At 64.6% G+C, this 25360-nt stretch carries 22 protein-coding genes and 1 pseudogene; 11 read left to right on the top strand and 12 right to left on the bottom strand.

Annotated features, from left to right (window positions below):
* A pseudogene (locus KHP60_RS21375) lies at nt 1-132 on the top strand (NADP-dependent isocitrate dehydrogenase); the annotation flags it as partial.
* A 70-nt stretch (nt 133-202) separates the two neighbouring features.
* On the opposite strand, the gene KHP60_RS21370 reads toward KHP60_RS21375, so the two are convergent.
* A complete protein-coding gene (locus KHP60_RS21370; RefSeq protein ID WP_249688999.1) occupies nt 203-1285 on the bottom strand; it encodes a diacylglycerol kinase family protein in 1083 nt (360 codons plus the stop codon).
* Here KHP60_RS21370 and KHP60_RS21365 point away from each other — a divergent pair.
* The 3 genes from KHP60_RS21365 (at nt 1277) to KHP60_RS21355 (ending at nt 3640) form a co-directional block, all read left to right on the top strand.
* A complete protein-coding gene (locus KHP60_RS21365; RefSeq protein ID WP_213566317.1) occupies nt 1277-1741 on the top strand; it encodes a GFA family protein in 465 nt (154 codons plus the stop codon). The two genes, KHP60_RS21370 and KHP60_RS21365, sit on opposite strands and share 9 nt — an antisense overlap.
* 187 nt (nt 1742-1928) lie before the next feature.
* Nucleotides 1929-2360 carry a DUF2231 domain-containing protein gene (locus tag KHP60_RS21360; protein ID WP_213566316.1) on the top strand — a complete coding sequence of 144 codons (432 nt, stop codon included), beginning with the start codon at nt 1929-1931 and terminating at the stop codon, nt 2358-2360.
* On the top strand, nt 2357-3640 hold the full coding sequence (locus KHP60_RS21355) for a sorbosone dehydrogenase family protein (protein WP_213566315.1): 1284 nt from the start codon (nt 2357-2359) through the stop codon (nt 3638-3640). Before KHP60_RS21360 ends, KHP60_RS21355 begins: the two co-directional genes overlap by 4 nt.
* A 114-nt stretch (nt 3641-3754) precedes the next feature.
* On the opposite strand, the gene alaS is transcribed toward KHP60_RS21355, so the two are convergent.
* The 3 genes from alaS to cckA all read right to left on the bottom strand — a co-directional run bounded on the left by alaS (nt 3755) and on the right by cckA (nt 10552).
* Complete coding sequence (gene alaS, locus KHP60_RS21350) at nt 3755-6406, bottom strand: alanine--tRNA ligase (protein WP_213566314.1); 2652 nt, start codon at nt 6404-6406, stop codon at nt 3755-3757.
* Between the two features lie 347 nt (nt 6407-6753).
* The gene (gene recA / locus KHP60_RS21345) at nt 6754-7848 is read right to left on the bottom strand and encodes a recombinase RecA (RefSeq protein ID WP_213566313.1); all 1095 of its coding nucleotides are present in this window, start codon (nt 7846-7848) and stop codon (nt 6754-6756) included.
* A 172-nt stretch (nt 7849-8020) separates the two neighbouring features.
* The gene (gene cckA, locus KHP60_RS21340; RefSeq protein WP_213566312.1) at nt 8021-10552 is read right to left on the bottom strand and encodes a cell cycle histidine kinase CckA; all 2532 of its coding nucleotides are present in this window, start codon (nt 10550-10552) and stop codon (nt 8021-8023) included.
* Between the two features lie 389 nt (nt 10553-10941).
* Between cckA and KHP60_RS21335 the strand changes: the two genes are divergently transcribed.
* Complete coding sequence (locus tag KHP60_RS21335) at nt 10942-12195, top strand: hypothetical protein (RefSeq protein WP_213566311.1); 1254 nt, start codon at nt 10942-10944, stop codon at nt 12193-12195.
* A gap of 86 nt (nt 12196-12281) precedes the next feature.
* On the opposite strand, the gene dksA is transcribed toward KHP60_RS21335, so the two are convergent.
* From dksA to KHP60_RS21315, 4 genes are all read right to left on the bottom strand, one after another.
* The gene (gene dksA / locus KHP60_RS21330; RefSeq protein ID WP_152713637.1) at nt 12282-12701 is read right to left on the bottom strand and encodes an RNA polymerase-binding protein DksA; all 420 of its coding nucleotides are present in this window, start codon (nt 12699-12701) and stop codon (nt 12282-12284) included.
* A gap of 151 nt (nt 12702-12852) precedes the next feature.
* Entirely contained in the window at nt 12853-13839 is a 987-nt protein-coding gene (locus KHP60_RS21325; protein WP_213566310.1) for a YcjF family protein, read from the bottom strand.
* Nucleotides 13836-15284, bottom strand: a complete 1449-nt coding sequence (locus KHP60_RS21320; RefSeq protein ID WP_213566309.1) for a YcjX family protein — start codon at nt 15282-15284, stop codon at nt 13836-13838. The genes KHP60_RS21325 and KHP60_RS21320 overlap by 4 nt, the downstream gene beginning before the upstream one ends.
* 69 nt (nt 15285-15353) lie before the next feature.
* Nucleotides 15354-16424: a hypothetical protein gene (locus tag KHP60_RS21315; RefSeq protein WP_213566308.1), complete on the bottom strand. Its 1071-nt coding sequence runs from the start codon at nt 16422-16424 to the stop codon at nt 15354-15356.
* Nucleotides 16425-16591: 167 nt separating this feature from the next.
* Between KHP60_RS21315 and KHP60_RS21310 the strand changes: the two genes are divergently transcribed.
* The gene (locus KHP60_RS21310) at nt 16592-17116 is read left to right on the top strand and encodes a GNAT family N-acetyltransferase (protein ID WP_213566307.1); all 525 of its coding nucleotides are present in this window, start codon (nt 16592-16594) and stop codon (nt 17114-17116) included.
* Between the two features lie 341 nt (nt 17117-17457).
* Here the strand turns inward: KHP60_RS21310 and KHP60_RS21305 are convergent, their stop codons facing one another.
* The gene (locus KHP60_RS21305; RefSeq protein ID WP_213566306.1) at nt 17458-17982 is read right to left on the bottom strand and encodes a histidine phosphatase family protein; all 525 of its coding nucleotides are present in this window, start codon (nt 17980-17982) and stop codon (nt 17458-17460) included.
* Complete coding sequence (locus tag KHP60_RS21300) at nt 17982-18830, bottom strand: MoxR family ATPase (RefSeq protein ID WP_213566305.1); 849 nt, start codon at nt 18828-18830, stop codon at nt 17982-17984. Before KHP60_RS21300 ends, KHP60_RS21305 begins: the two co-directional genes overlap by 1 nt.
* 165 nt (nt 18831-18995) lie before the next feature.
* Here KHP60_RS21300 and KHP60_RS21295 point away from each other — a divergent pair, with 165 nt between their 5' ends.
* From KHP60_RS21295 to KHP60_RS25565, 5 genes are all read left to right on the top strand, one after another.
* Nucleotides 18996-20282, top strand: coding sequence for a cystathionine gamma-synthase family protein (locus KHP60_RS21295; protein WP_213566304.1), 1287 nt, complete (start codon nt 18996-18998; stop codon nt 20280-20282).
* 330 nt (nt 20283-20612) lie between these two features.
* Entirely contained in the window at nt 20613-22460 is a 1848-nt protein-coding gene (locus KHP60_RS21290) for a cation:proton antiporter (RefSeq protein ID WP_213566303.1), read from the top strand.
* A 64-nt stretch (nt 22461-22524) separates the two neighbouring features.
* Nucleotides 22525-23700 (top strand): VWA domain-containing protein, encoded by a 1176-nt coding sequence (locus KHP60_RS21285; protein ID WP_213566302.1) that lies wholly within the window; start codon nt 22525-22527, stop codon nt 23698-23700.
* A gap of 59 nt (nt 23701-23759) precedes the next feature.
* Nucleotides 23760-24329: a hypothetical protein gene (locus KHP60_RS21280; RefSeq protein ID WP_213566301.1), complete on the top strand. Its 570-nt coding sequence runs from the start codon at nt 23760-23762 to the stop codon at nt 24327-24329.
* Nucleotides 24326-24454, top strand: a complete 129-nt coding sequence (locus KHP60_RS25565; protein ID WP_283770740.1) for a hypothetical protein — start codon at nt 24326-24328, stop codon at nt 24452-24454. Before KHP60_RS21280 ends, KHP60_RS25565 begins: the two co-directional genes overlap by 4 nt.
* A gap of 3 nt (nt 24455-24457) precedes the next feature.
* On the opposite strand, the gene KHP60_RS21275 is transcribed toward KHP60_RS25565, so the two are convergent.
* Nucleotides 24458-24883: a universal stress protein gene (locus KHP60_RS21275; protein WP_213566300.1), complete on the bottom strand. Its 426-nt coding sequence runs from the start codon at nt 24881-24883 to the stop codon at nt 24458-24460.
* Between the two features lie 102 nt (nt 24884-24985).
* A complete protein-coding gene (locus KHP60_RS21270) occupies nt 24986-25306 on the bottom strand; it encodes a 2Fe-2S iron-sulfur cluster-binding protein (RefSeq protein WP_213566299.1) in 321 nt (106 codons plus the stop codon).
* Between the last annotated feature and the right edge of the window lie 54 nt (nt 25307-25360).

Here is a 25360-nt window from a genome sequence, read left to right as displayed (position 1 = left end):
GTCGACACGGTCGAGTCCGGCTTCATGACCAAGGATCTCGCCCTCCTGGTCGGCGCCGAGCAGAAGTGGCTCTCCACCACCGGCTTCCTCGACAAGATCGACGAAAACCTCAAAAAAGCAATGGCGGCTTAAGATCTGCTCTGCCAGATTCGACCACGATGGTGACGGCCGGGCTCCCCCGGCCGTTTTCTTTTGCCGTTCGTTACGGCGCGACGACCGGCAGCGGGCGCTCCCCCAGGCCGATCTCCATTGGAAGGCTACCGCGTGGGTCGCCATCCAGCTGGACTGGATCGCCGTCGTGGCCGGCGATGCGGACCCTCTTGGCCACGACCGTCCGATAGCCGGGGATCCGGTCGAGATGTCCCGTCCCCATGCCGACGATGTAGAGGAGAGTGCTCAATCGTCCGCCACGCAGGAAGAGACAGACCTGGAGATCGGGCCTGCCGATGGCGGCTTGCGGAGCAAGCAGAAACTCGCCCCCGTAGAACCGGCTTTTCGCCACGATGACGGAGCTGGCGTCCACCACCTCCGATCCATCGATCTCGACCCGATAGCGGTGCGGCACCCCGGCCACGAGTTCGCGCAGTCCCTGCAAGACATAGGCCAGCTTGCCGATCTTTTTCTTCAGACGAAGACTCGTGCGATTGACGATCCGCGCATCCATTCCGACCCCGCACATGAGCGAGAAATACCGCCCGTTCGCGCAGCCGACATGGATGTCGAGGATTCTCCCACGAGTGAGAAGCCGTGCCAGGGCATCGGCTTGTCGTGGAATTCGCAGGTCCCGCGACAGCACATTGGTGGTGCCGATGGGGATGATTCCCAGCGCCGGCAGCGGCAAGCGCTCCCGCGCCATCAGTCCGTTGATCGCCTCGTTGATCGTTCCGTCGCCGCCTGCCACCGCCACCACGTCGAAATCGGAACCGCAATCCCGTGCGGCGCGCTCGGCATCGCCGGTCCTTGCCGTTTCCTGCAGCTGGACCTCGGCCCCTTCTTTCTCAAGTTCGCTCACGACGGCTGCGAGATGCCGGCGCCGGCGTCGCCCAGCCGTCGGATTATGGATCACGAGTAGCCGGCGCGCCGGTGAAGGACGGCTTTCGGAAGCCTCAGCAGAATCGTCCGCGCGGGTCACTTCGGTCGTTCCGAAAGGATTGAGAAGCGAATGAAATTCTGGATCATAGCCAAAAGCCGCCAGTGTCAGCCCAGCCGATTCGGCGGACCCGGTTGACACTGGTGCCGCTGGACCTAGCTGGTCGATCGAGACAGAGGATATACCATGACCCATGCCACAGAGTCAGTCATGACCGGCGGCTGCCAGTGCGGCGCGATCCGTTACGCGCTCCTGTCCGAACCGACCCATGCCAGCATCTGCCATTGCCGGATGTGCCAGAAGGCCTTCGGCAACTACTTCGCGCCCCTCACGGGGGTGCCGCGCAAGGATCTGGTCTGGACGAAGGGACAGCCCGGCACCTTCCGGAGCTCGGAGGCCGTGGAGCGCGGATTCTGCCGCGACTGCGGCACGCCGCTGACCTACTCCTACCTGGAGAATGACCGCATCAGCGTGTCGATCGGCAGCCTCGACGATCCGGCCCGTATCAGGCCCGAGGTCCAGTATGGGATCGAGAGCAGGATCCCGGTGTTCGAAATGCTGCACACCCTGCCCGGCGAACGGACAGAGGACGGTTCCTCTCCGGAGGAGTTGAAGAAGATGGCCTCGCGGCAGCACCCGGACCACGACTGAGGATTTTGGGCCCTCTCCGCCAACCCGGGCCACGTCCCGGGAGTCATGATCCACAGCATCCGGAGCATCGAGCGGTCACTGGAACGGCATCGGAGGGGACTGTTTTCGAAACCTACCGATCTCTGATGCATTGACCCGTTGACGCCTTTGGCGGGCGCAGGTCGTGCCAGGAACGAGAGGAGAAGCTGTGGTTGCCGGTTCCAGCTCAAGTCCTCCGAGGCCGCTCCATCCCCTGCATGCCATCCTTCTGGCCTTTCCGCTTCCCTTGTTCCTGGGCGCGCTGCTCAGCGATCTCGCCTATCGATCGACCTTCCACGTGCAGTGGGCGAATTTCTCATCCTGGCTCATCGCCGGCGGTCTGTTCGTCGGCGCTTTCGCGGTGCTTTGGGCCCTGATCAACCTCTTTCGCAGAGGACCGGCCAGCAAGGGGCGCCTGATCGTGTATTTTGTCGTGCTGCTCGTCATGTGGGGGCTCGGCTTCGTCAACGCCCTCGTCCACGCGAAGGATGCCTGGGCGACCATGCCGGAGAGCCTCTATCTCTCGGCGATCACGACGCTGCTGGCCCTTGTTGCAGCCTGGATCGGTTATTCCGGGTTTCGTTCCGGAGAGATGAAATGATCCGCTCGTTTCTTCTGATCGGTGCCCTGGCCGTCGTCCTCTCCGCCTGCGGCAGCGAACCCGAGCCGCCGCAATATGGCGCCAACCCGAACCTGCCCGAGCCGCAACGCGGGCTGTTGCCAAGCATGAAGATTCCGAGGCCGGCCAATTGGGGCAACGATCTCCCGAAGGTGCCGCAGGGATACAAGATTCAACCCATCGCCACGGATCTCAAGATCCCGCGTCAGACCCTGGTCCTTCCCAATGGGGACATCCTGGTTGCGGAGGGGTCCGGCGGCAACGCCCCTACCCTGCGCCCGAAGGACCTGATCGCGGGCTTCATCAAGAGCCTCGGCAAGAGTTCCGTGAAAGGCGGCAATCGGCTGACGCTGCTGCGTGACGGCGATGGCGACGGCACCTACGAGATGCAAGGCATCTTCGCCGAGAACCTCAACGCACCCTATGGCCTCGCGTTCGTCAACGGCGCCATCTACGTCGCCAATCAGGATGCGCTGGTGCGCTTCGACTATCAGAACGGACAGACCCAGGCGAACGGGCCGCCGACGAAGGTGGCGGATCTCCCAGCCGTGATCAACCATCACTGGACGAAGGCGATGACCGCCAGTGCGGACGGGCGCTTTCTCTATGTCGGCATCGGCTCCAACAGCAACATCACCGAGCGCGGGATGGACGCCGAGGAAGATCGGGCCATGGTCTGGCAGATCGATGCACAGACGGGAGCGCACAAGCCTTATGCGACCGGCCTTCGCAACCCCACGGCTCTCGCCATCCAGCCGGGGACGGGCCAACTCTGGGCGGTCGTGAACGAGCGGGACGAGATCGGCCCCAACCTCGTGCCCGATTATCTGACTTCCGTACGTGAGGGCGGATTCTATGGGTGGCCCTACAGCTATTGGGGCCAGAATGTCGACCCACGCGCACAGCCCCAGGATCCCGAGAAAGTCGCCGCGGCCATCCGTCCGGACTACGGTCTTGGATCACATGTGGCAGCGCTCGGCGTGGCCTTCTCTGACCCGGCCATGGGGGTGGATTTCGCCGAGGGTGTGTTTGTCGGCGAGCATGGCAGCTGGAACCGCAGCGTGCCGGTCGGCTACCGGGTGATCTTCGTGCCATTCCGTGACGGTCGGCCCGCCGGCGAACCGATCGATTTCGTGTCCGGCTTCCTGGTCGACGACGGCAACACGCGGGGGCGACCAGTCGGCGTGACCGTGGACCCGCGCGGAGCCTTGATCGTCGCCGACGACCTGTCGAACACGATCTGGAGAGTCACGAAAAACTAAGTCCCCTCGCCCAAGCATCGGTATCTGCCGCAGAATGGCAGGCTCGGTGCCCTTGTCGTCAGACGATCCCGGACCGGCTTTCGCCGTCCGGGATCGCTGTTGGGAAGACTGGTGTCAGGCCGCCGCCAGAGCCGCCTCGATGGCGGCGAGCGCCGCTTCGGCCTGGGCTCCGTCGGGGCCGCCGGCCTGGGCCATGTCGCGGCGTCCGCCGCCGCCCTTGCCCCCGAGCTTTTCCGAGCCGATGCGCACGAGGGCGACCGCATCCACTTTCGCCGTCAGGTCGTCCGTGACGCCGACCACGATGCCCGCCTTGCCGTCTTCCGCCACCCCGACGATGGCGACGACCCCGGAGCCCAGGCGCTTCTTGCCCTCGTCTGCGAGGCTCTTGAGGTCCTTCATCTCGACGCCGGTGACCGCGCGGGCCATGAGCTTGATGCCGGCGACGTCCTTGACCGGATCTTCACCACCGTTGGCGCCGCCACCCATGGCGAGCTTGCGACGGGCCTCTGCCAGATCGCGCTCCAACTTGCGGCGCTCTTCCAGAAGGGCCGTAAGGCGCGAGGAGACTTCGTCCACCGGCGTCTTCAGGAGACCCGCAACCTCACGCAGCTTGCGGCTTTCCTCGGCAAGGTAGCGGCGCGCGGCATCGCCCGTCATGGCCTCGACGCGGCGGACGCCCGCAGCGACCGCGTTCTCGCCCACGATGGTAATGACGCCGATATCGCCCGTGCGGTTCACATGCGTGCCGCCGCAGAGCTCCACCGAGAACGTCTTGTTGGTCTCGCCCTTGCCCATGGAGACGACCCGGACCTCGTCGCCGTACTTCTCCCCGAACAGGGCGCGGGCGCCGGACTCGATGGCCTCGTCCACCGCCATGAGCTTGGTGACCACCGGCTCGTTCTGGAGCAGCACCTTGTTGGCGATTTCCTCGACCTTGGCGAGTTCCGCATCCTCGATCGGCTTGGGATGGCTGAAGTCGAAACGCAGGCGGTCGGGCGCCACCAGCGAGCCCTTCTGAGCCACGTGTTCGCCGAGCACCTGGCGAAGGGCCTCGTGCAGGAGGTGGGTCGCCGAATGGTTGGAGCGCACCGCGAAGCGGCGCTCGTGATCGACGATCAGCTCCAGCGACTGATTGAGCTTCAGGGACCCGTGCTCCACGGTGACATGGTGCACGAACAGGTCGCCGAGCTTCTTCTCGGTGCCGGTCACGAACACGCGGGCGCCCTCGCCCTGCATGACGCCGGTATCGCCGACCTGACCGCCGGATTCGCCATAGAACGGGGTCTGGTTGAGGACCACGAGGCCAGTCTCGCCGGCCTTGAGCTCCGTCACCTCCTGGCCGTCCTTGAGGAGAGCCAGGACGATGCCTTCAGCAGCTTCGGTGTCGTAACCCAGAAACTCGGTCGCGCCTGCGCGTTCCTTGACGGAGAACCACACGGTCTCCGTCGCCGCCTCGCCCGAACCGGACCAGGCCGCCCGCGCCTTCTCGCGCTGGCGCTCCATGGCGGCGTTGAAGGCATCCGTGTCGACGCCGATGCCGCGGGGCTTCAAGGCGTCCTGCGTGAGATCGAGCGGGAAGCCATAAGTGTCGTAGAGGGTAAAAGCCGTATCGCCGGAGAGGTTCTGCCCCTTCGTCAGTGCACGGGTCTCCTCGTCGAGAATCGAGAGGCCGCGCTCCAGAGTCTTGCGGAAGCGGGTCTCTTCCAGCTTCAGCGTCTCGGTGATGAGCGCCTCGGCGCGGATCAGCTCCGGATAGGCCTGACCCATCTCGCGCACCAGGGCGGGCACGAGGCGGTACATGAGCGGGTCCTTGGCGCCGAGAAGCTGCGCATGACGCATGGCACGGCGCATGATGCGGCGGAGCACGTAGCCGCGGCCCTCGTTCGACGGCAGCACGCCGTCGGCCACAAGGAAGCAAGAGGTGCGCAGGTGATCGGCGATCACCCGGTGCGAGGCCTTGCGGTCACCCTCGGGCGCCACGCCGGTGGCATGCGCCACCGCCTCGATGAGCGTGCGGAAGAGGTCCGTGTCGTAGTTCGAGTGCACGCCCTGCATGATCGCGGCGATGCGCTCCAGGCCCATTCCGGTGTCGATGGAGGGCCTGGGCAAGCCGATGCGGTTGCCGGGCTCGATCTGCTCGTATTGCATGAAGACGAGGTTCCAGAATTCGAGGAACCGGTCGCCGTCCTCCTCCGGGCTGCCGGGAGGGCCGCCCCATAGGCTCTCGCCCTGGTCGATGAAGATCTCCGAGCACGGGCCACAGGGGCCAGTATCGCCCATCTGCCAGAAATTGTCCGAGGTCGGGATGCGGATGATCTTGGAATCCGAGAAGCCGGCGATCTTCTTCCACAGGTTCGCCGCCTCGTCGTCATCGTGATAGACTGTGACGAGGAGCTTGTCCTTCGGCAGGTCGAACTCCTTGGTGATCAGACCCCAGGCGAGCTCGATGGCGCGCTCCTTGAAATAATCGCCGAAGGAGAAATTCCCCAGCATCTCGAAGAAGGTGTGGTGGCGCGCCGTGTATCCCACATTGTCGAGATCGTTGTGCTTGCCGCCGGCGCGCACGCATTTCTGCGACGTCGTCGCGGTGCTGTAGGGCCGCTTCTCGACGCCGGTGAAGACGTTCTTGAACTGCACCATGCCGGCATTCGTGAACATCAGGGTCGGATCGTTGCGCGGCACGAGGGGGCTCGAGGCCACGACCTCATGGCCGTTCTTGGCAAAATAATCGAGGAAGGCCGACCGGATTTCGTTGACGCCGCTCATGGGTTCTCAAACTCAGGGATAGGGGCCAAAAGGCCCATCAAGGTCTTGGTGGTGGCCGGTTTTAGCCGCCCGCGCCCGCGCTGTCGAGGCGGCGTGTCGTCTAATCCCTTTGCGTCGTCCGGGACGCCGACAGGCGATCCGGGACCGGATGCAGAAGGTAGCGCCATTCTTGTCCGGCGATTCCGGATCTCCGCTTCGCTTCGTCCGGGACGACATTTGGTCGAGAGAACAACGAAAAGACCGCCGCGATCTCTCGCGACGGCCTCTCTTTGCCCTTGAAGGAGAGCAAACCTCTTTTGTGCATGGCCTTATCGGCTAATCGGGTCGCGCTGAGCCCGGGCCATGCATCACTCGGCAGAGCCTTCATCCAGGTCGTCGGCGGTCGGGGTCGCCTGCTCCAGGATACGTTCGGCCAGGAGGCCGGCATTCTGGCGGATGAGGCCTTCGATCTTGTCTGCGACCTCCGGGTTGTCGCGCAGGAACTGCTTGGCATTCTCGCGGCCCTGGCCGAGACGCTGGCTGTCATAGGAGAACCAGGCGCCGGACTTGTCGACGATACCGGCCTTGACCCCGAGGTCGATGAGCTCGCCCACCTTGGACACGCCCTCGCCGAACATGATGTCGAACTCGACCTGCTTGAAGGGCGGAGCGACCTTGTTCTTGACCACCTTCACCCGCACCTGGTTGCCGATCGGATCGTCGCGATCCTTCAGGGTCGAGACGCGGCGGATGTCGAGGCGCACGGAGGCGTAGAACTTCAGCGCGTTGCCGCCCGTGGTCGTCTCAGGCGAACCATACATGACGCCGATCTTCATGCGGATCTGGTTGATGAAGATCACCATCGTGTTCGAACGCGAGATCGAACCGGTGAGCTTGCGCAGGGCTTGGCTCATGAGGCGAGCCTGAAGGCCCGGCTGGACCTCACCCATTTCGCCGTCGAGTTCAGCCTTCGGGGTCAGGGCCGCCACCGAGTCGATGACGAGCACGTCCACCGCGCCGGAGCGCACCAGCGTGTCGGCGATTTCGAGCGCCTGCTCGCCGGTGTCGGGCTGGGAGATCAGGAGATCGTCCAAGTTGACGCCGAGCTTGCGGGCATAAACGGGATCGAGCGCGTGTTCCGCGTCCACGAAAGCGCAGACGCCGCCCTTCTTCTGGGCCTCGGCGATGGTATGCAGCGCCAGCGTGGTCTTACCGGACGATTCCGGCCCGTAAATCTCGATGATGCGGCCCCTGGGCAGACCACCTACGCCGAGCGCGATATCGAGGCCGAGCGAACCCGTCGAAACGGTTTCGATTTCCACTGGCTGCTGGCCCTTGCCGAGCCGCATGATCGAGCCCTTACCGAAGGCACGCTCGATCTGAGAGAGCGCCGCGTCGAGAGCTTTCGATTTATCTTTATCCATTGATGAGCTTTCCACCAGTCTCAGGGAGGACTGCGACATGACCTAACATCCTTATGGCATGGAGGAGGAGTGAATCTCAACGCGGTGTTGAGAGAATATATGTACTCACTTTGTTCCCCCACACAAGTTCTATTTTCGTTCTCATCAGAGAATTCACAGAAGTCGTACGGGCCACGATGCCGCAGGGTTAAAATGCAGTTAAATCAGCCACTTACTGTCCTATCACCTGCTTCACGGTCTCGACCAGCTGACGCAGGCTGAAGGGCTTGGGCAGGAAGTTGAAATCCTCACCTTCCGGCAGGTTCTTACGGAAGGCTTCTTCCGCGTAACCGGAGACGAAAATCACCTTCAGGTCGGGGTAGAGCTTGCGCAGCTCGCCGAGCAAGGTCGGTCCGTCCATCTCCGGCATGACCACATCGGAGACCACGAGATCGACGGGCGCGCCCCGTTCCTGGATGATCTCCAGTGCCGCGATGCCGGATTCGGCCTCCAGCACCGTGTAACCCCGGGCGGAGAGCGCCCGGGCATTGACGGCGCGGACCGGATCCTCGTCCTCCACGAGAAGGATGGTGCCCTGCCCCGTCATGTCGGCGGCGGGCTTCTTCGGCACGTCGGCCTTCGCTTCCTCGGGGGCTTCCTGAACGTCCGGAACGTGGCGCGGCAGGTAGATGCTGAAGGTCGTGCCCTCGCCGGGCTTCGAATTCACGTCGATATAGCCGCCCGACTGCTTGACGATGCCGAAGACGGTGGAGAGGCCTAAACCCGTACCCTTGCCCACTTCCTTGGTGGTGAAGAAGGGCTCGAAGATCTTTTCCAGAACCTCCGCGGTCATGCCCGAGCCCGTATCGGACACCTCGACTACCACGTAATCGGCCGGCGGCATGGCGCTTACGTTGCGGCGGGCCGCTTCGGCTGTCGAGACATTCGCCGTGCGGATCGCGAGCTTGCCGCCGTTGGGCATGGCGTCTCGCGCGTTGACGGCGAGGTTCACCACCACTTGCTCGAACTGGTTCACGTCCGCCTTCACGAACCAGAGGTCCCGGCCGTGGCTGAGATCCAGCTCCACGCGTTCGCCCAGCAGACGCTTCAGCAGCATGGAGAGGTCGTAGAGCCGGTCGTTGAGGTTCAGAACCTCCGGCCGCAGAGTCTGGCGGCGGGAGAAGGCGAGCAGCTGGCGCACCAGGCTCGCGGCCCGATTCGCGTTCTGCTTGATCTGCATGATGTCCTGGAATGACGGATCGGTCGGCCGGTGGTTGGCAAGAAGCAGATCGCTGTAGCCGATGATCGCCTGCAGCACGTTGTTGAAGTCGTGCGCGACGCCGCCGGCGAGTTGCCCCACCGCATTCATCTTCTGCGATTGGGCGAGCTGCTCCTCCACTTTACGGAAGTCGGTGGTGTCGAGGGCGTAAAGAATGGCCGTCTCGCCTTCCGCTCCCGTATCCCCGACCGGGGTCACCCAGACCCGCACGGAGCCGCCGCTTTCGCCTGCCGTCTGGAGTTCCAGAGGCGGAATGTCTCCCTTGTTGTCCGCCGCCGCCCTGAGGGCAGCCTCGATGGGCCCGCGCTCACGGAACGTGTCGAGGATCGATGCTCCGTTGGACCCGCTCTCGACCACACGCGTCACCGTGCCGAACAGTTTGGAAAAGGGTGCGTTGGCATGGATGATACGACCAGCCTGATTGACCGTCGCGATGGCAATGGGAGTGTTGTTGAAGAACCGGGCAAAGCGCACTTCGGCGGCGCGCTGTCCCTCGTCCACCTCTCCTCCCGCCGAGCGGTTGAGAACGAGCGTCCGGGAAGCGCCCATCCGTCCGTCCTGCCCGAAGGCGATGCGGTGATAGAGGCGCACCGGGAGAAACTGGCCGTTACGGCGACGCAGGTCGAGATCGAACGTCTCCGTTCGCACGCTGCTCGGCTCACCGGAGAACGATGTCATCAATGACACCACGTCTCGAGGCACGATGTCGGTGAGGCTCAGTCCTCCCGAGCCGACTTGGGCGAGGTCGTAATCGAGCCACGAGGCGAGGGTTGCGTTCAGGTAGATGATCGAGCCCTCGGGATCGACCGACAGGAATCCCGCCGGGGCGTGATCGAGATAATCGATGGCGTGCTGGAGTTCCTGGAAAACGTTCTCCTGGCGCTCGCGCTCATGTGTGACCTCGGAGATGGTCCAGAGCGCCGCCTGCCGTCCGTTGGGACGCGGCACAGGGCGCACGCGCACGCGATACCAGCCGAATTCCTGAGCGCCGTTCAACGATGGGGAAAGGCGGATTTCCTCGGTGCCCGTGCGATGCTCGCGTGCGGCCTGAGCCAGGCGGTAGATCGCCTCCGAGACCTCGGGTGCGCCCATGAACAGCCGCTCCACGGGGCGCATTTCCCCACCCTGCAAACCGGCGACCAGGAGATAGGCTTCGTTGGCATAGGTGATGCGCCCGTCGGCCTCGATCACCACGAGCCCGTCGCTCGACGTGTCGGCCATAAGCTTGGTGATATCGTTGCGTGTTGTCTGCCCGGAAAATTGAACGACGCCGATTGCCATGGCGAAAAGGAAGAAGACGCCGGCCATGGCGAAGAAGGCGAGAAGCCCGAGGATCAGAGGCTGGGTCTGCTCCATGCCGATAAAGCGCAGGCTCAAGGTCGCGCCGACCAAGACGCCGGCCAGAAGCAGGACCCATCCGATATGGCCGTGACGGTCAGAACGGTCGATGGCCGAGCCCTTCGGCGTGTCGCCCTCGTAAGCCATGGAATGTCAACATCCTCAACGGAGGCGGGTGTGCCTTACAGCACCGGCTGCAACGTTGCAGCCAGCCGCTCGATCTTTGTCACTCATCTTACACGTAAATTATTGATCGACCTCTAAGGCGGAGCCATGAGCCGATGCAAGGCCTCAACTGCGTAAGTAGAGCCATTGCAGAACGATTTCGTCATAGGAAATCCCTATTTTCCTTGATGAAAGTGCGAACAGACCCATTTTGGTCCCATTGTTGAGGACCGATCCTCATCCACATGCCCGCCCTCAGAACCCAGCATGCGTTAACCATCTGTTAACCTTGTCGCTGGCTTTGACGGTCAATGTGGTACAACCACCACAGAACTGGCCTGCATAGGCCTGCAAACACTTGAGAGTACATCGTGTCATCTCTTTTCGGTATCGAAGCGTCACGAGCAGTCCAATTCGCGATTGCATTCGCGATCATTCTGATCCTGCTCGTGCTCTTCGGTGTAGTCTTCCGCAAGCTGACAGGCGCCCGCCTGATGATGCCGGGCAGCGATCGCGGCCGCGGCAGCCGACAGCCGCGGCTCGGCATCGTCGATGTCTACGATCTCGACCGGCAACGACAGCTTCTTCTTCTGCGGCGCGACAACGTCGAGCACCTTCTTCTCATCGGCGGCCCCAATGACGTGGTGATCGAGACCAACATCGTTCGCGTCGCCGGCGCTCGCATTCCCGCTCCGTCTAACGACACGGGTGTGGAGCGCTTCGAGCCGACATTGGATCAGGCTCCCCGTCCCCCGCATGTCGAGTCCAATGGTCGCCCGTCCATCGAAAGCCAGCTCGCGGCCCAGCTCGGCGCCTTCGTGCGACGCCCCTCCGAAGAGTCGGACATCGATCAGGAGCTCGCACCTGTCGCCACGGTGAGCGCCCCGGTTCCGTCCCATCCCGAACCCGTGCTGAAGCCTGACGCCGTTGCGGTCTCGGCCGCTCCGGCCATCCAGGGCCTGCGTGCCGAGGCGAGGACACCCTCTTTCCAGGATGCTCCGCGAAACGCCCCATCCGCGCCCGTGGTGGAGCGTCCAGAGCCGCGCCCGGCCTTCACGCCTCCGCCGTTTCAGTCCCGTCCAACCCCGGTTCCTCCCGCCCCCCCGGTGCAGCCTGAACCGGTCCGGGAGCCTGAGCCTACACTGGTAGAAAGACCGGCTCCGTCGGATCGGCCAGCACCGGATGCGGGTCTCCTGTCGGATATGGCAAAGCAGCTCGAAGAGGCACTGAAGCGTCCGGCGATCCCGGTTCCTCCTCCCGCCGTTTCCCCGACCGCTCCGCCCCCTGCCGCAGCCCCGTCAGAACCTGATGATGTCAGGGACGAGGAGGAGATTCTCGAGCCGACTCAGGCGGATGCGGAGCATGTCGCCGTCTTGGATGAGCCGCGGGACGAAGAGAAACCTGCAGAGGAGCCGGAGGCCACCCCGCCAGCCAGGCTCGCTCCCGCCCCGGAGCCCATCCGTCCTGTGCCGCCTTCCCCCCTCGTGACGGCTCCGCTGCCGCCTCAGGCCAAGGAAGCGCCTGGGGCAGCTCAGAAGCCGACGGACCCGTTCTCCGTCGACGATATCGAGGCGGAGTTCGCCCGCCTTCTCGGACGTCCGCTCGATCCGAGCAAGAAGGGCTGAGGCACCTCAGCGATCTCAAGGCGAACGGAAAAGGGCTCCGCTTGCGGAGCCCTTTCGATTTGATGGTAGGTTAGTGGCAGGAGCGATCAGTCGTCCCGATAGACGCGCTCGTTTCGCTCGTGACGCTCCTGCGCCTCCAGCGAAAGCGTCGCGATGGGCCGCGCCTCCAGGCGCTTGAGGGAGATCGGATCCCCAGTCTCCTCGCAATAGCCATAAGAGCCGTCCTCGATCCGCGAGAGAGCGGCATCGATCTTGGCGATGAGCTTGCGCTGGCGATCCCTGGCGCGAAGCTCGATGGCGCGATCCGTTTCCGAGGAGGCGCGATCCGCAAGGTCAGGATGGTTCTCGTTCTCGCTCTGCAAGGTGGCGAGAGTTTCCTGAGCCTCTTTGAGGATGTCGTGCTTCCAACGGATCAGCTTGCGCCTGAAATACTCCCTCTGCCGTTCATTCATGAAGGGCTCGTCTTCTGTCGGACGATAACCCTCATCAATCACGATATCTGTCATGTTCAGCCGTTCTTCCCCGATGAACCGTGGCGCCCCTATATAGGCAAGCAGGGTCGGCGACAACGACATTAAGTGTCATCGATTTGTCTAAGTGGCCAAGGTCCCTCTTTTGAGCCTTGGAAAGATCGGGCCTGAACGATTTGCCGCACCTTTACGAGGCTGCCGCCTCGGCCCGGCTGATCAGTTCGCCGGCCACATCGCCGATCTTGGGCGCCTCCTCGCGAATGAAGGGGAGCGGACGGCAGACGGAGAGCGCCGCGAGGCCGAACCGGGCGGTCATGAGCCCGTTCAGGACCCCCTCCCCGAGCTTGGCCGAGATCCGGGCGGCCAGGCCCAAGCCCAGAACCTGCTGCATGAGGCTGTCGCCCACGGCCATGCCTCCCGTCACCGCGAGGTGGTTGAAGGCGGCCTTGGCCAGCCGCAGAAATCCGAACAGGCCCGGCCTGCCGCCATAGATCCGGGCGAGCGTCCGCAGGAGCCTGACCGCCACGAAGATCACGAACGCCACGTCGACGATGGCCCGGGGGCTCACCGCCGTCACGAGGGAGACCTGCTTCGCCGCACCGGCGATCGCCCGCTTGGCCTGGAGATCGAGGGGCGCCAGCAACTCGCGCTCGGCAATGGCGAGACGGTCGTCGGCATCGATGATCTCGTCGGTAAGGCCCCGCAGGCGGGTGCTTCCCTGGGCTGCCGACGCGCGGCCGCCATAAAGGTTCAGGAGCTCGGAGACGATGCCCTTTGCCGCCCTGTGGTCCTTGACCGCGAGCGCGTCGATGGCCGCCTCGCGCAGGCTCTCGATCTTCTGCTCGCGCCAGATCCCCGACACCTCGCGACCGATGATGGCGAGAAAAGCCAGGAGGGCCAGGACAGCGAGCCCCAGGGCCACCCAGCCGAGCCAGGGCGCAATGGCATAGAGATCGACGATCAGGTTCTCGACCGCGAGCCCGAGCCCCAGCAGGAGGAGGCCCGACAACGCGGAGAGCAGGATGCCGAGCCAGGGCGCACGGCGTTTCTCGCCCATGGGCACCACGATGCCGTCGGCGGCCTCGATGGCGTCGAAGGGCTCCTCGGTCACCTGCACGGCGCCGGCCGTGACGTTCGGGTCGTCGAGACGATAGGCGCGAGGTTGGCGGCTCATGCGAAGCGATCCCCCAGCAGGAATTCAAGGGCCCGGTCGAGGCGGATATGGGGCATCTTGGCCGTGCGGCCCGCCGCATCGACCGGCAGTTTCGGCGGACGGAAGCGCGGGAACCGGAAGGAGCCCGGCGGAATGGCTCCCTGGAACACGGCCTCCGCCGTCTCCGGCAACTCGCCCGGGAAGATCGCGGCCTCGGTCTCGCCGTCGAAGATGTCGTCCCCGACCCGCTCCCCCGCCTCGGGAATGCCCGCCACGGCGCGCAGGGTCTCGCGGCCTTCGCGGATGCTCGTCTCCCGCGTGGCGCGCACGGAGGCAAGCGCCACCGTTCCGACCCGCGCACCGGCGGCCTCGGTCCGGCGCGAGGCCCGGTTCACGAGAAGGCGCAGGATCGCATCCAGCCGGTCGTGGTCCGTATGGTGGATGTGATCGGCCTTGGTGGCCGCGAACAGGACCCGGTCGGCGCGCGGCGAGAACAGGCGGGACAGGAGCGTGTTGCGCCCGATCCGGAAGGCCATGAGCACCTGGTCGAGAGCGTCTTCCAGTTCGGCGAGGGCCACCGGCCCGGCGTCGATGGCGGCGAGCACGTCAACCAGCACGATCTGTCGGTCGATCCGCTGGAAATGATCGCGGAAGAACGGCCGGACGACGTGGGTCTTGTAGGCCTCGAAGCGCCTCTCCATGAGAGCCGCGAAACTGCCCGGGGCGATCGGCTGCCCCTGAGGGAGGTCGAGGGGCGCGAAGGTGAGCGCGGGCGAGCCCGCGAGATCGCCCGGCATGAGGAACCGCCCCGGCGGCGTGGTCGCAACGGCCTCGGAGCCTGCGCGCAGGGCGGTGAGATAATCCTTGAAGGCTTCGCTCGCCTTCGATGCGAGCATCTCGTCGGAAGACCCTGCAGGATCGAGGATTTTCAGCGTCTCGTGCCAGGATCCTGCCGTGGCCGCCCGGTCGCGCTTGCGGCTTGCTTCGATGGTCTGGCGGGACCATTCCGCATAGCCGGCATCGAGAAGCGCGAGGTCGAGCAGCCATTCCCCGGGATAATCCACGATATCGAGGGCAAGCGAGGCCGGCCCCGTGCGCCAACCCGACTTGCGCTCGTATTCAACATCCACCCGCAACTCGCTGATCCGGTTCGTGGATTGCGGCCAGCGGCGGCTCTCGGTGAGCGCCGCCATGTGCTCCTCGTAGGGAAAGCGCGGCACCGCATCGTCCGGCTGGTGCGCCAGATGCGCCCGCCGGATGCGGCCCTCGGCAGAAGCCCGGAACGCCGGAAGGTTCGTGCCGCGCGTAAGATGATGCACGAGGGCAGTGGTGAACACGGTCTTGCCGGAACGGGCGAGCCCCGTGACACCGAGGCGGAGGGAGGGCTGGATCAGCTGGCCGGAGGCCTCCCAGAGCGATTGCGCGGCAGAACCCGCGCGGGAGGCGAAATCGGTGATAACGGACACGAAGATGAACCTACTGCTCTCAAGCCAAGCTCGAAGGTGGGGCTTGCAGTCCTAACGTGCAAGTCGGCTTCAACGCTCCACACGCGGTGCCGGCACCTGAGAGAGGTCCGCTTTCCTCTCTTGGGTCCTCACCCCGTCCTTCAACCTGGCGGCGGCCCGCTCGATGGCCTCCTCCACCAGATCGGAGCTGGCACGCAGGGCTCCCAGCTCGAAGGACGACATGGCCAGCATCACATGGGTCAGGTTGGGCTGAGGCGTGCCGTCGTCGGCAAACAGCTTGAGATCGTCGGTCGGGCTCAGCCCGAGGCCCTCGACCATCCGGCTCGCATAGTTGCGGTGGCGCTGCAGTTCGGACGGACAGGCGGTGGCCACCTGAACCTTCGCGGCGGGCTTGGAGGGCGCCGGGGCGGCGACCGCCGGTTCCTTCACCGGCCTGCGGCGGGCGACCGCCTGCGGCCTCGATGGCTTCGGTTTCTCGCCCATGCCTTCGGCGATGCTCGGCACCCGGAATTGCGGGGTCTTCGGCGCCATCGGGATCACGATGGAGACACGCCCCGGCTTGCCGCCAGGACCGGCCTTCGCCGTGTACCGCACCGCCCCGCCCTTCTTCCTGCGCGACGCGAGATACTGCGCCCGCACCGTCCCGCCGATCCCCCTCACGGCCAGCATCGCCATGCCGCCGATCCCCGTGGCGACATTGCATTCGGCGGGGGCCCAGCGGCGGACGATGTCGAGGGCGGACTTGCGGTTGAACTCGAGGTAATAGCGCCGCAATAGGGTGGCGGCCGCATCGGCCCCATGGTCGGCGGAGGCGAAACCCACATGGCCCTCGCCGTCCGTTGCGAGTTCGCCGTTCCAGCGGGCGCTCTTGATGCACCAGTAGTTGTTGAGCTTCACGCAGCGGGTCACGAACGGACGCTCGGCCTTGAACAGGGCTGCCATCGCGACGACCGGCTTCGGCTCCAGGGCATCCATGGCCTCCCGGCGCCAGTTGCTGACCTCGCGGCTTTCCGGCTCGTAACGGGCCTGCAGGGCCTGCGCGTCCTGAGCGGGCTGCGTCGAGGCTTCACCTGTCTCGTGAGCATCGCCCGGCAGGAGCGCGCGCACCGCGAGGGCGAGCATCACAATCGTCTGAGGCATCATGTTGGAGATCAGCCCCCGCTTCGGCCGAGAACAATGGAAAAGCTTTCAGGCAGAACGATGGTAGGACCGATAGGTTCAGTCTCAAGGCCGGGTACGCTGGTCCTCTTCCAGGATTTGACGTCTTTTGCTTTGATCGCTCCGACGCAATCGCCCGGCAGGAACCCATGTCCGCCACCATACAGATCCGACCTCTGCAGCCATCGGACGCGCAAGCCTATCAGGATCTGAGGCTGGAAGCTTTGAGAAGCAGTCCGGACGCCTTCGGCTCCAGCTACGAGGAAGAGGCGCCGATTGCCCTCGAGACGATCGAGGCCCGCATGCCCTCATCCGCTCCGAACGCAATCTTCGGCGCCTTCGCCCGCACGGATCTCGTCGGCATGGCGGGCTTTGCCGTCTATGAGCGGCTGAAGACCCGCCACAAGGGCGTGATGTGGGGCGTCTTCGTGAAGCCGGAATGGCGGAAGCAGCGTGTCGGGAGAGCCCTGGTCCAGCATGTGATCGACCACGCCTCCCGACATGTGATCATGCTCGAGGCGGCCGTGGGCATGACGAACGAGAGCGCGCGGCGCACCTATCACGGTCTCGGCTTCAAGCCTTACGGCATCGAGCGCAAGGCGATCAGGGTCGGTGACGTCTTCCACGACGAGGAGTTGCTGTACCTGGATCTTCCGCGGCCGGGAGATGCCTAGTGCATCGTGCGGCCCCTGACTCCGCGCGATGTTCTCGAAGAAGATCTTAAACCCACTCCCACGTCATCACCGGGACAAGCCCGGTGATGACGTGGGAGTGGGGACTGAGAGGCTGCGGCTCATCCAGTGTTTTCCATCTTCCAGTCGCACCACGACTCCTGTCGTCATGGCCGGCCTCGTGCCGGCCATCCCGGTCCGGTGAGGCGCGGCGCTTCGATCCATCGGGATCACCGGCACAAGACCGGTGACGACGGGGGAACGACCATCGAGGACCGTGTTCGTCTCGGAGCGAACCAAAATCGGCGCTACGGGAAACCGGACCCACTTCGCCGGAAAATGCTCTAATCGTCCTCGCCGCTCCCCAGGGACTTCGGCGTCACGAACCGTTCGAGCCGTCCGGACTTGTGAGCGACATCGGCCCAGTCCTCCAGGGAAAAATCGATCACCGCGAGACCGGCGGTCGGATATTTCTGGCCGAGCCGCAGGATCCCATCCATGTCGCCCTCGCCGATGAGGAGCTTCGCGAGTTCCTCGAAGCCCGGATTGTGGCCGATCACCAGAAGGGTGCGGGTTTCAGGCCCGATTTCGCGCAAGACGTCCAGAAGCCGGCCGACGGGAGCCTCGTAAATCCGCCCGTCCCGGCGTGCCTCGATCTCGCCGAGGAAAGGCTGGACCCGTTCCCAGGTCTCCTGCGTCCTCCGCGCCGGCGAGATGACGACGAGATCCGGCTCGAGCCGCTCGCTCTTCAGGTAATTCCCCATGACGAGGGAGGCCTCCTGCCCCCGCTTGGCAAGGGGTCGGTCGAGGTCGAGGGTGCCTGAAGGCCAGGCAGCCTTGGCGTGGCGCAGAAGCAGAAGGCGAAGCATCAGCGCCCTTCCCTTCTCGCGATGAAGGCCAGCTTCTCGAACAGGCTCACGTCCTGCTCGTTCTTCAGCAGCGCCCCATGGAGCGGCGGAATGAGCTTGCGGGTGTCGCGCTCGCGCAGGTTTTCGGGGCCTATATCCTCTGAGAGCAGGAGCTTGAGCCAGTCGAGCAGCTCCGAGGTGGACGGCTTCTTGCGCAGGCCCGGCACTTCGCGCACGTCGAAGAAGATCTTGAGGGCCTCCTCCACGAGCCGGTGCTTGATGCCGGGATAATGCACCTCGACGATCCGGGCCATGGTGTCGGCGTCGGGGAACTTGATGTAGTGGAAGAAGCAGCGGCGCAGGAACGCGTCCGGCAGTTCCTTCTCGTTGTTGGACGTGATGATGACGATGGGGCGCCGGGCGGCCTTCACCGTCTCGCCCGTCTCGTAGACGAAGAATTCCATGCGATCGAGTTCGAGCAGCAGGTCGTTGGGGAACTCGATGTCGGCCTTGTCGATCTCGTCGATCAGCAGCACGGGCCGGGTCTCGGAGGCGAAGGCCTCCCACAGCTTTCCGCGCTTGATGTAATGGCGGATGTCGGACACGCGGCTGTCGCCGAGCTGGCTGTCGCGCAGGCGGGAGACCGCATCGTACTCGTAAAGCCCCTGTTGGGCCTTGGTGGTCGACTTGATGTGCCAGGTCAGGAGCGGGGCGTTCAAGGAACGGGCGATCTCCTCCGCCAGAACCGATTTGCCGGTTCCGGGCTCACCCTTCACCAGGAGCGGGCGCTCCAGGGTGATCGCGGCGTTGACCGCGACCGTGAGGTCCTCGGTGGCCACATATGATTCAGTTCCGGCAAAACGCGCCATTCCCACCATTCCTTGATTTCAGCCAGACCCTAGCGCATCGCGCGAAAAAGTGGACCCGGTTTTCCCCGCTGAGCGATGCACCCGGCAAGAAAACCGGCCCGTGCCTTTCGGCAATCGCCTTCATAGGATAAGCCCATGACAAACAAACCGGGAGGACAATGACTTATGGCCAATAACCGCTACCACAAGGACCGAATCGGCAATCACAAGCTGAAGCCCGAGACCCTGATGCTGGGCTATGGCTACGACCCGACCCTGTCGGAGGGTGCGGTGAAGCCTCCGGTCTTCCTGACCTCGACCTTCGTGTTCAACAGCGCCGAGCACGGCAAGGAATTCTTCGATTACGTGGCCGGCCGCCGCGAGCCGCCTCAGGGAGAGGCCGCGGGCCTCGTCTATTCCCGCTTCAACCACCCCAATTCCGAGATCGTCGAAGATCGGCTCGCCATCTTCGAGGAGGCGGAGGCAGGTCTCCTCTTCTCCTCAGGCATGTCGGCCATCGCGACGACGATCTTGGCCTTCGCCCGGCCCGGCGACGTGATTCTCCACTCGCAGCCGCTCTACGGCGGCACCGAGACCCTGATCGCCAAGACGCTGGCCAACATGAACATCGGCGCCGCCGGCTTCGGCGACGGCGTGGATGAAGCCGGCATCCGCGCGGCGGCCAAGGAGGCCCAAGGCAAGGGCCGCGTCTCGGTCATCATGGTCGAGACGCCCTCGAACCCGCTCAACACCCTGGTGGATATCGCGCTCATGCGGACCATCGCGGACGAGATCGGCGAGGCGCAGGGGCATCGCCCGGTGATCGTCTGCGACAACACCCTGCTCGGCCCCCTCTTCCAGAAGCCGCTCAAGGACGGGGCGGACATCTCGGTCTATTCGCTGACGAAATATGTGGGCGGCCACTCGGACCTGATCGCCGGCGCGGCGCTGGGTTCCAAGGAGCTGATGAAGACGGTGCGCCTCCTGCGCTCGGCCATCGGCACCCAGCTCGATCCCCATTCCTGCTGGATGCTCGGGCGCTCGCTCGAGACCCTGGCCCTGCGCATGAACGCGGCCAACCGCAATGCGGAGATCGTCGCGCAGTTCCTGTCCGAGCATCCGAGCGTCGTGAAGGTGCACCACCTCGCCTATCTGCCGGAAGGCTCCCGGGCGAAGGAGGTTTACGAGGCTCAGTCCGACGCCCCCGGCTCCACCTTCTCCTTCGACGTGAAGGGCGGCGAACCGGAAGCCTTCCGCGTGCTCAACGCGCTCCAGGTCTTCAAGCTGGCGGTGAGCCTGGGCGGTACGGAATCGCTGATCTCGCACCCGGCCTCCACAACCCATTCCGGCGTGCCCAAGGCCACCCGCGACCGTCTCGGCGTCTCCGACGCGACGATCCGCGTCTCCATCGGCATCGAGCATCCGGACGACCTGGTGGCCGATCTGGCCCAGGCCTTGGCGACGTTGGACTAGGCGGCGAGCCTCTGCGTGTCATTCCCGACTGAAGCGAAGGGGAATGGAAGCCATCAGTGGGGCCTGCGGGTAACCGGCTCTCTCACGTCATCACCGGCCTTGTGCCGGTGATCCCGCTTCGGTGCGGTGCGGCGCTTTTCATCATCGGGATGGCCGGGACCGATCCCCGGATCAAGTCCGGGGACGGCCGTGACGGTGAGGGAACGCCACGGATGACCTCCATCCTCCGCCATGCGTTCATGTCGCGCCCACCATTCCACCTTGGACAGCATTAACCCCTTGCGCACCACTTGCCCCTAGAAGGACAATACCTCTGACCGGAAGGAAGCAATGGCCGCAGCGATAGACCTGTACGCCTATCAGGAACCCATTCTTTTTCTGGCAACGGCAGGCATCGTCGTCCCTCTGTTTCACCGGCTCAGGATCAGCCCGGTGCTGGGGTTTCTGGCCGCAGGCGCGTTGCTGGGACCCTATGGCCTTGGGCGGCTCATCCCGAACTACCCCTGGGTCGACTGGCTGACCTTCACCAATCCGGAGGGAACCTCCCGGCTGGCCGAGTTCGGCGTGGTCTTCCTTCTGTTCACCATCGGCATCGAGCTGTCCTGGCAGCGCCTTCGCACCCTGCGGCGGCTCGTCTTCGGGTTCGGCTCCCTTCAGGTCCTTCTCGGAGCCTTCACCCTCGGCCTGGCTTTCTACGCGTTCAAGACCGTCGACACGATCACGGCGGCGACGGTGGTCGGCCTGGCCTTGGCCCTGTCGTCGACGGCCATCGTGATCCCGGTTCTGGCGGAGCAGAAACGGCTCAATACGGCGGCCGGGCGCGCCAGCTTCTCGGCCCTGCTGTTCCAGGATCTCCTCGTGGCGCCGATCCTGTTCACCATCGCGGTGCTCGATACGAGCAAACCCGACGTGACTCTTTCGTCCTTTGCCATCCTGCTGGCGCAGGCAGGCATTGCGCTGGTTCTGATCATCGGCCTCGGCCGCATCATCCTCCGGCCGTTCTTTCAGCTCGTCTCGGCCACGAAGAGCCCCGAGCTCTTCATGGCGGCATGCCTGCTCGTCGTAATGGTGACGAGCCTGATCGCGGCCGTCAGCGGACTTTCGATGGCCCTCGGCGCCTTCATCGCCGGCATCCTCCTGTCCGAGACGGAATACCGCCGCGCGGTCGATGTGACGATCCAGCCCTTCAAGGGGCTGCTTCTCGGGGTTTTCTTCGTGTCGGTCGGCATGAGCCTCGACCTGTTCCGCTTTCTCGAAGCGCCGCTGCTGATCCTTTCGCTCGCGGCCACGGTCGTGATCATCAAGGGCATGACCATCGTGGCGCTCGGCCGCCACTTCGGCCTCAACACGGCGGAGGCCGCCGAGACGGGGCTTCTCCTCGGCCCCGGCGGCGAGTTCGCCCTGGTGATCCTCGGCGCGGCGATGATCGCCGGGCTCGTGCCGGGCGGCATCGGCCAGAACCTTCTTCTCGTGACGACCCTCACCATGGTGGCGATCCCCCTCCTGGCCCGTCTGGGGCAGCGCCTGAGCCGCAAGCTCGAGGTTCGCCGGCCGCTCGATCCCCTCGCCACCATCGCCCCACCCGCCGACGAGGTCGGGCGCGTCATCATCGCCGGGTACGGACGGGTCGGGCAGCTCGTCGGCGAGATGCTCGAACGCCACAAGGTGCCCTATCTCGCGATCGACCTGGACCCGGCCCGCGTGGCGGCGGAGCGACGGGCCGGCAAGCCGGTCTATTACGGCGACGGATCCTACCCTGAATTCCTGCGGGCCTGCGGCATCGACCGGGCGGTGGCGTTGGTCATCACCCTCGACACCCTGAGTTCCATCGAGGCGGTCGTGTCCGCTGCACGGCAGGAATGCACCGAAATCACCATCGTGGCCCGCGCCCGCGACGCCCGCCACGCCACCCAGCTCTACGAACTCGGCGTCGACGATGCCGTTCCGGAGACCATCGAGGCGTCCCTGCAGCTGAGCGAGGCGGTTCTGAGCGATATCGGGGTTCCGATGGGACTGGTGATCGCCTCGATCCATGAACGGCGCGACGAGTTCCGGGAAATCCTCAAGAAGAGCAACCCGAACCGCGATCCGGACCGGGCGGTGTTCCAATCACGCCGGCGGATCGGCAAGTCGCATCCCTCGGTGATGGCCGGTCAGGCAACACGGGTCGATTCATGAAGTTCGGGGCCTGAACCCGGCGCTGCCCTATTGACCTTCCGGTCACTTGCCGGACACTGGCCCGATGTTCCTTACTTTCTTCACAGAACTGCGCGCGGCCAAGGTGCCGGTCTCTTTCCGGGAGTACCTGTCCCTGCTGCAGGCGCTCGATCAGGATCTGGCCGACAAGAGCGTCGAGGAATTCTACTATCTCTCCCGCACCTGCCTGGTGAAGGACGAGCGGCATTTCGATCGGTTCGACCAGGTCTTCGCCCATGTGTTCAAGGGCATCGAGAGCATGGGCCATGCGGCCGGCGAGACCGACATCCCGGAGGAGTGGCTGCGCAAGCTCGCCGAGCGCTATCTCACCGACGAGGAGAAGAAGCAGATCGAGGCCATGGGCTGGGAGAAGCTCTGGGAGAACCTGAAGGAGCGCCTCCGGGAGCAGAAGGGCCGCCATCAGGGCGGCAACAAGTGGATCGGCACCGCCGGCACCTCGCCCTACGGGGCCTACGGCTACAATCCGGAAGGCATCCGCATCGGTCAGGACAAGAACCGCAACTTCCGCGCCGTGAAGGTGTGGGACAAGCGCGAGTTCAAGGATTTCGACGACAGCGTCGAACTCGGCGTGCGCAACATGCGCATAGCCCTGCGCCGCCTGCGCCGTTTCGCCCGCACCGGCTCGGCGGAAGAGCTCGATCTCGACGAAACGATCCAGGAGACCGCCCACAAGGGCTATCTTGACGTGCACCTGCGGCCCGAGCGCCGCAATGCGGTGAAGGTGCTGCTCTTCCTCGACGTCGGCGGCTCCATGGACTGGCACATCGAGATCGCCGAGGAGCTGTTCTCGGCCGCCCGTCTCGAGTTCAAGCATTTCGAGCACTTCTACTTCCACAATTGCGTCTACGAGAACCTGTGGAAGCAGAACCGCCGCCGCTTCGACGAGGTAATCCCGACCCTCGACGTGATCCGCACCTACCCGTCCGACTACCGGGTCGTGTTCGTGGGCGATGCCTCCATGAGCCCCTACGAGATCACCACGCCGGGCGGTTCGGTGGAGCACTGGAACGAGGAACCGGGCCAGGCCTGGCTCCGCCGCATCCTCGACCACTTCCCGAAAGCCGTGTGGCTGAACCCGGTGCCGCAGCCGCACTGGGGCTATACCCATTCCATCGGGCTGATCCGGCAGCTCTTCGGGGAACGGATGTACCCGCTCAATCTCGAAGGCATCGACCACGCGATGCGCGAATTGGTCCGGTAGATGTCGCCCGACAATATGGGACCGTTTGCCGAACCGACGATGCGCAGATAAGAAGCCGCATGACCCAGACCTACAGCCACAGCCCGAAACCCTTCAGCGGACCGATTTCCTTCATCCTCAAGGGCGAGAGGCTCACCGTGGATTCCGGCCGCAAGGTGCACGAGGTCCAGCTCGGCGCCGTCAGCACCGTGCGCATGACCTACGAGCCGGGCCGGCTGGCGCAGAGGGCCTTCCGCACGAAGGTGATCCTGAAGGACGGCAAGTCCTTCACCTTCAACTCGCTCAACTGGAAAAGCCTGGTAGAGGCCCAGGAGCTGACTCAGGAATACCGCGCCTTCACCCATGCCCTCTGCGAGGCCATCGCCCGCGCCAATCCGCAGGCGAGGTTCGTGGCCGGGAAGCCCCTGGGGCTCTGGCTGCCGACCTCGGCACTCGCCGTCGCGTCGCTGCTGGCCATGGCCTACCTGATCTGGCAGGCCCTCCAGACGGGAGCGACGGGCGTCGCCCTGCTGGGAGCGCTTCTCGCCGTCGTGGGCGCATGGCAGATCGAACCGATGATCAGGCTCAACAAGCCCCGCCCCTTCCGGGCCGGGGAATTGCCGGCGGAGCTTCTGCCGAAGGCGAGTTGAGGATTGGCATTCCGGTGATCCTCGTCATCACCGCCTTCGTGCCGGTGGCCCCGATTGAACGAGGCGCGGCGCTTCTCGGTATCGACATGACCGGGACGAGCCCGGTCATGACGGGAAAGGAGTGAAGCTCAAGCCCGCACCACCAGCACCGAGCACTTGGCGTGGCGCACGATGGTGGAGGCGTTGGAGCCGAGCAGATAGGTTGCCATGGTCGGCCGGTGGGAACCGATGACGACGAGATCGGCGCCGGTTTTTTCGGCCTCGTCCAGCACCTCGTTGTAGACCGAACCGAGCCGGACCACTGCGGAGACACGCTCGGCGGGAAGTTGCACCTTGGCGGCCAGCTCGGCCAGCCTCCTGTCCGCCTCGCCCTGCTGCTCCTCGTCGAAGGTCGGCGGCATGAACTCCATGTAGGTGACCGGCACGACGGCGCGCACATAGATCAGGCGCAGAGAGCCTCCCGAGGTTTTGGCGAGTTCCACCGCCTTGTCGATGGCGGGTTGCGCCGTCTCCACCTCACCGAGATCGACGGGCACCAAGATCGTCTTGAACATGAGCGTATCTCCAGACAGGGCATTTTTCGGCGAAGCGGATCCGGATCACCATGAAAAATGCGGCATGACGACGAAAGCTTCCTCCCCGCGGTCGGGCAAGCCTTAACCTTGACGGATGGGGGTATGAACGACGAGTCCGTCGAGTTCAGGCCTGACGCGGATCTGGCACGAGAGCCGCGAATTCGGGCGCACGTCATAGGCGAAGTCGAGCATGTCCTCCTCCATGGGCTGAGGCTGGCCCGTCGTGGCTTCCCATTCTTCCGCGACGTAGACGTGACAGGTCGCGCAGGAACAGGCGCCACCGCATTCCGCCTCGATACCCGGGATGCCGTTACGGATGGCAGTTTCCATGACCGTCGCGCCCTCCTCCGCCTCGACGGTGCGAGCCGTGCCTTCGGCATCGATGAACGTAATATTGATCATTGCGGACCTCTGCTTGTCGGCGCATACTTATGACAGACTGCGCCGGAAGACGAG

It is taken from the genome of Microvirga sp. 3-52 (assembly GCF_018383585.1).
Classification (GTDB): Bacteria; Pseudomonadota; Alphaproteobacteria; order Rhizobiales; family Beijerinckiaceae; genus Microvirga.
The sequence above is the reverse complement of the archived record's forward strand: the minus strand, read 5'-3'. Positions and strand labels throughout refer to the sequence as shown.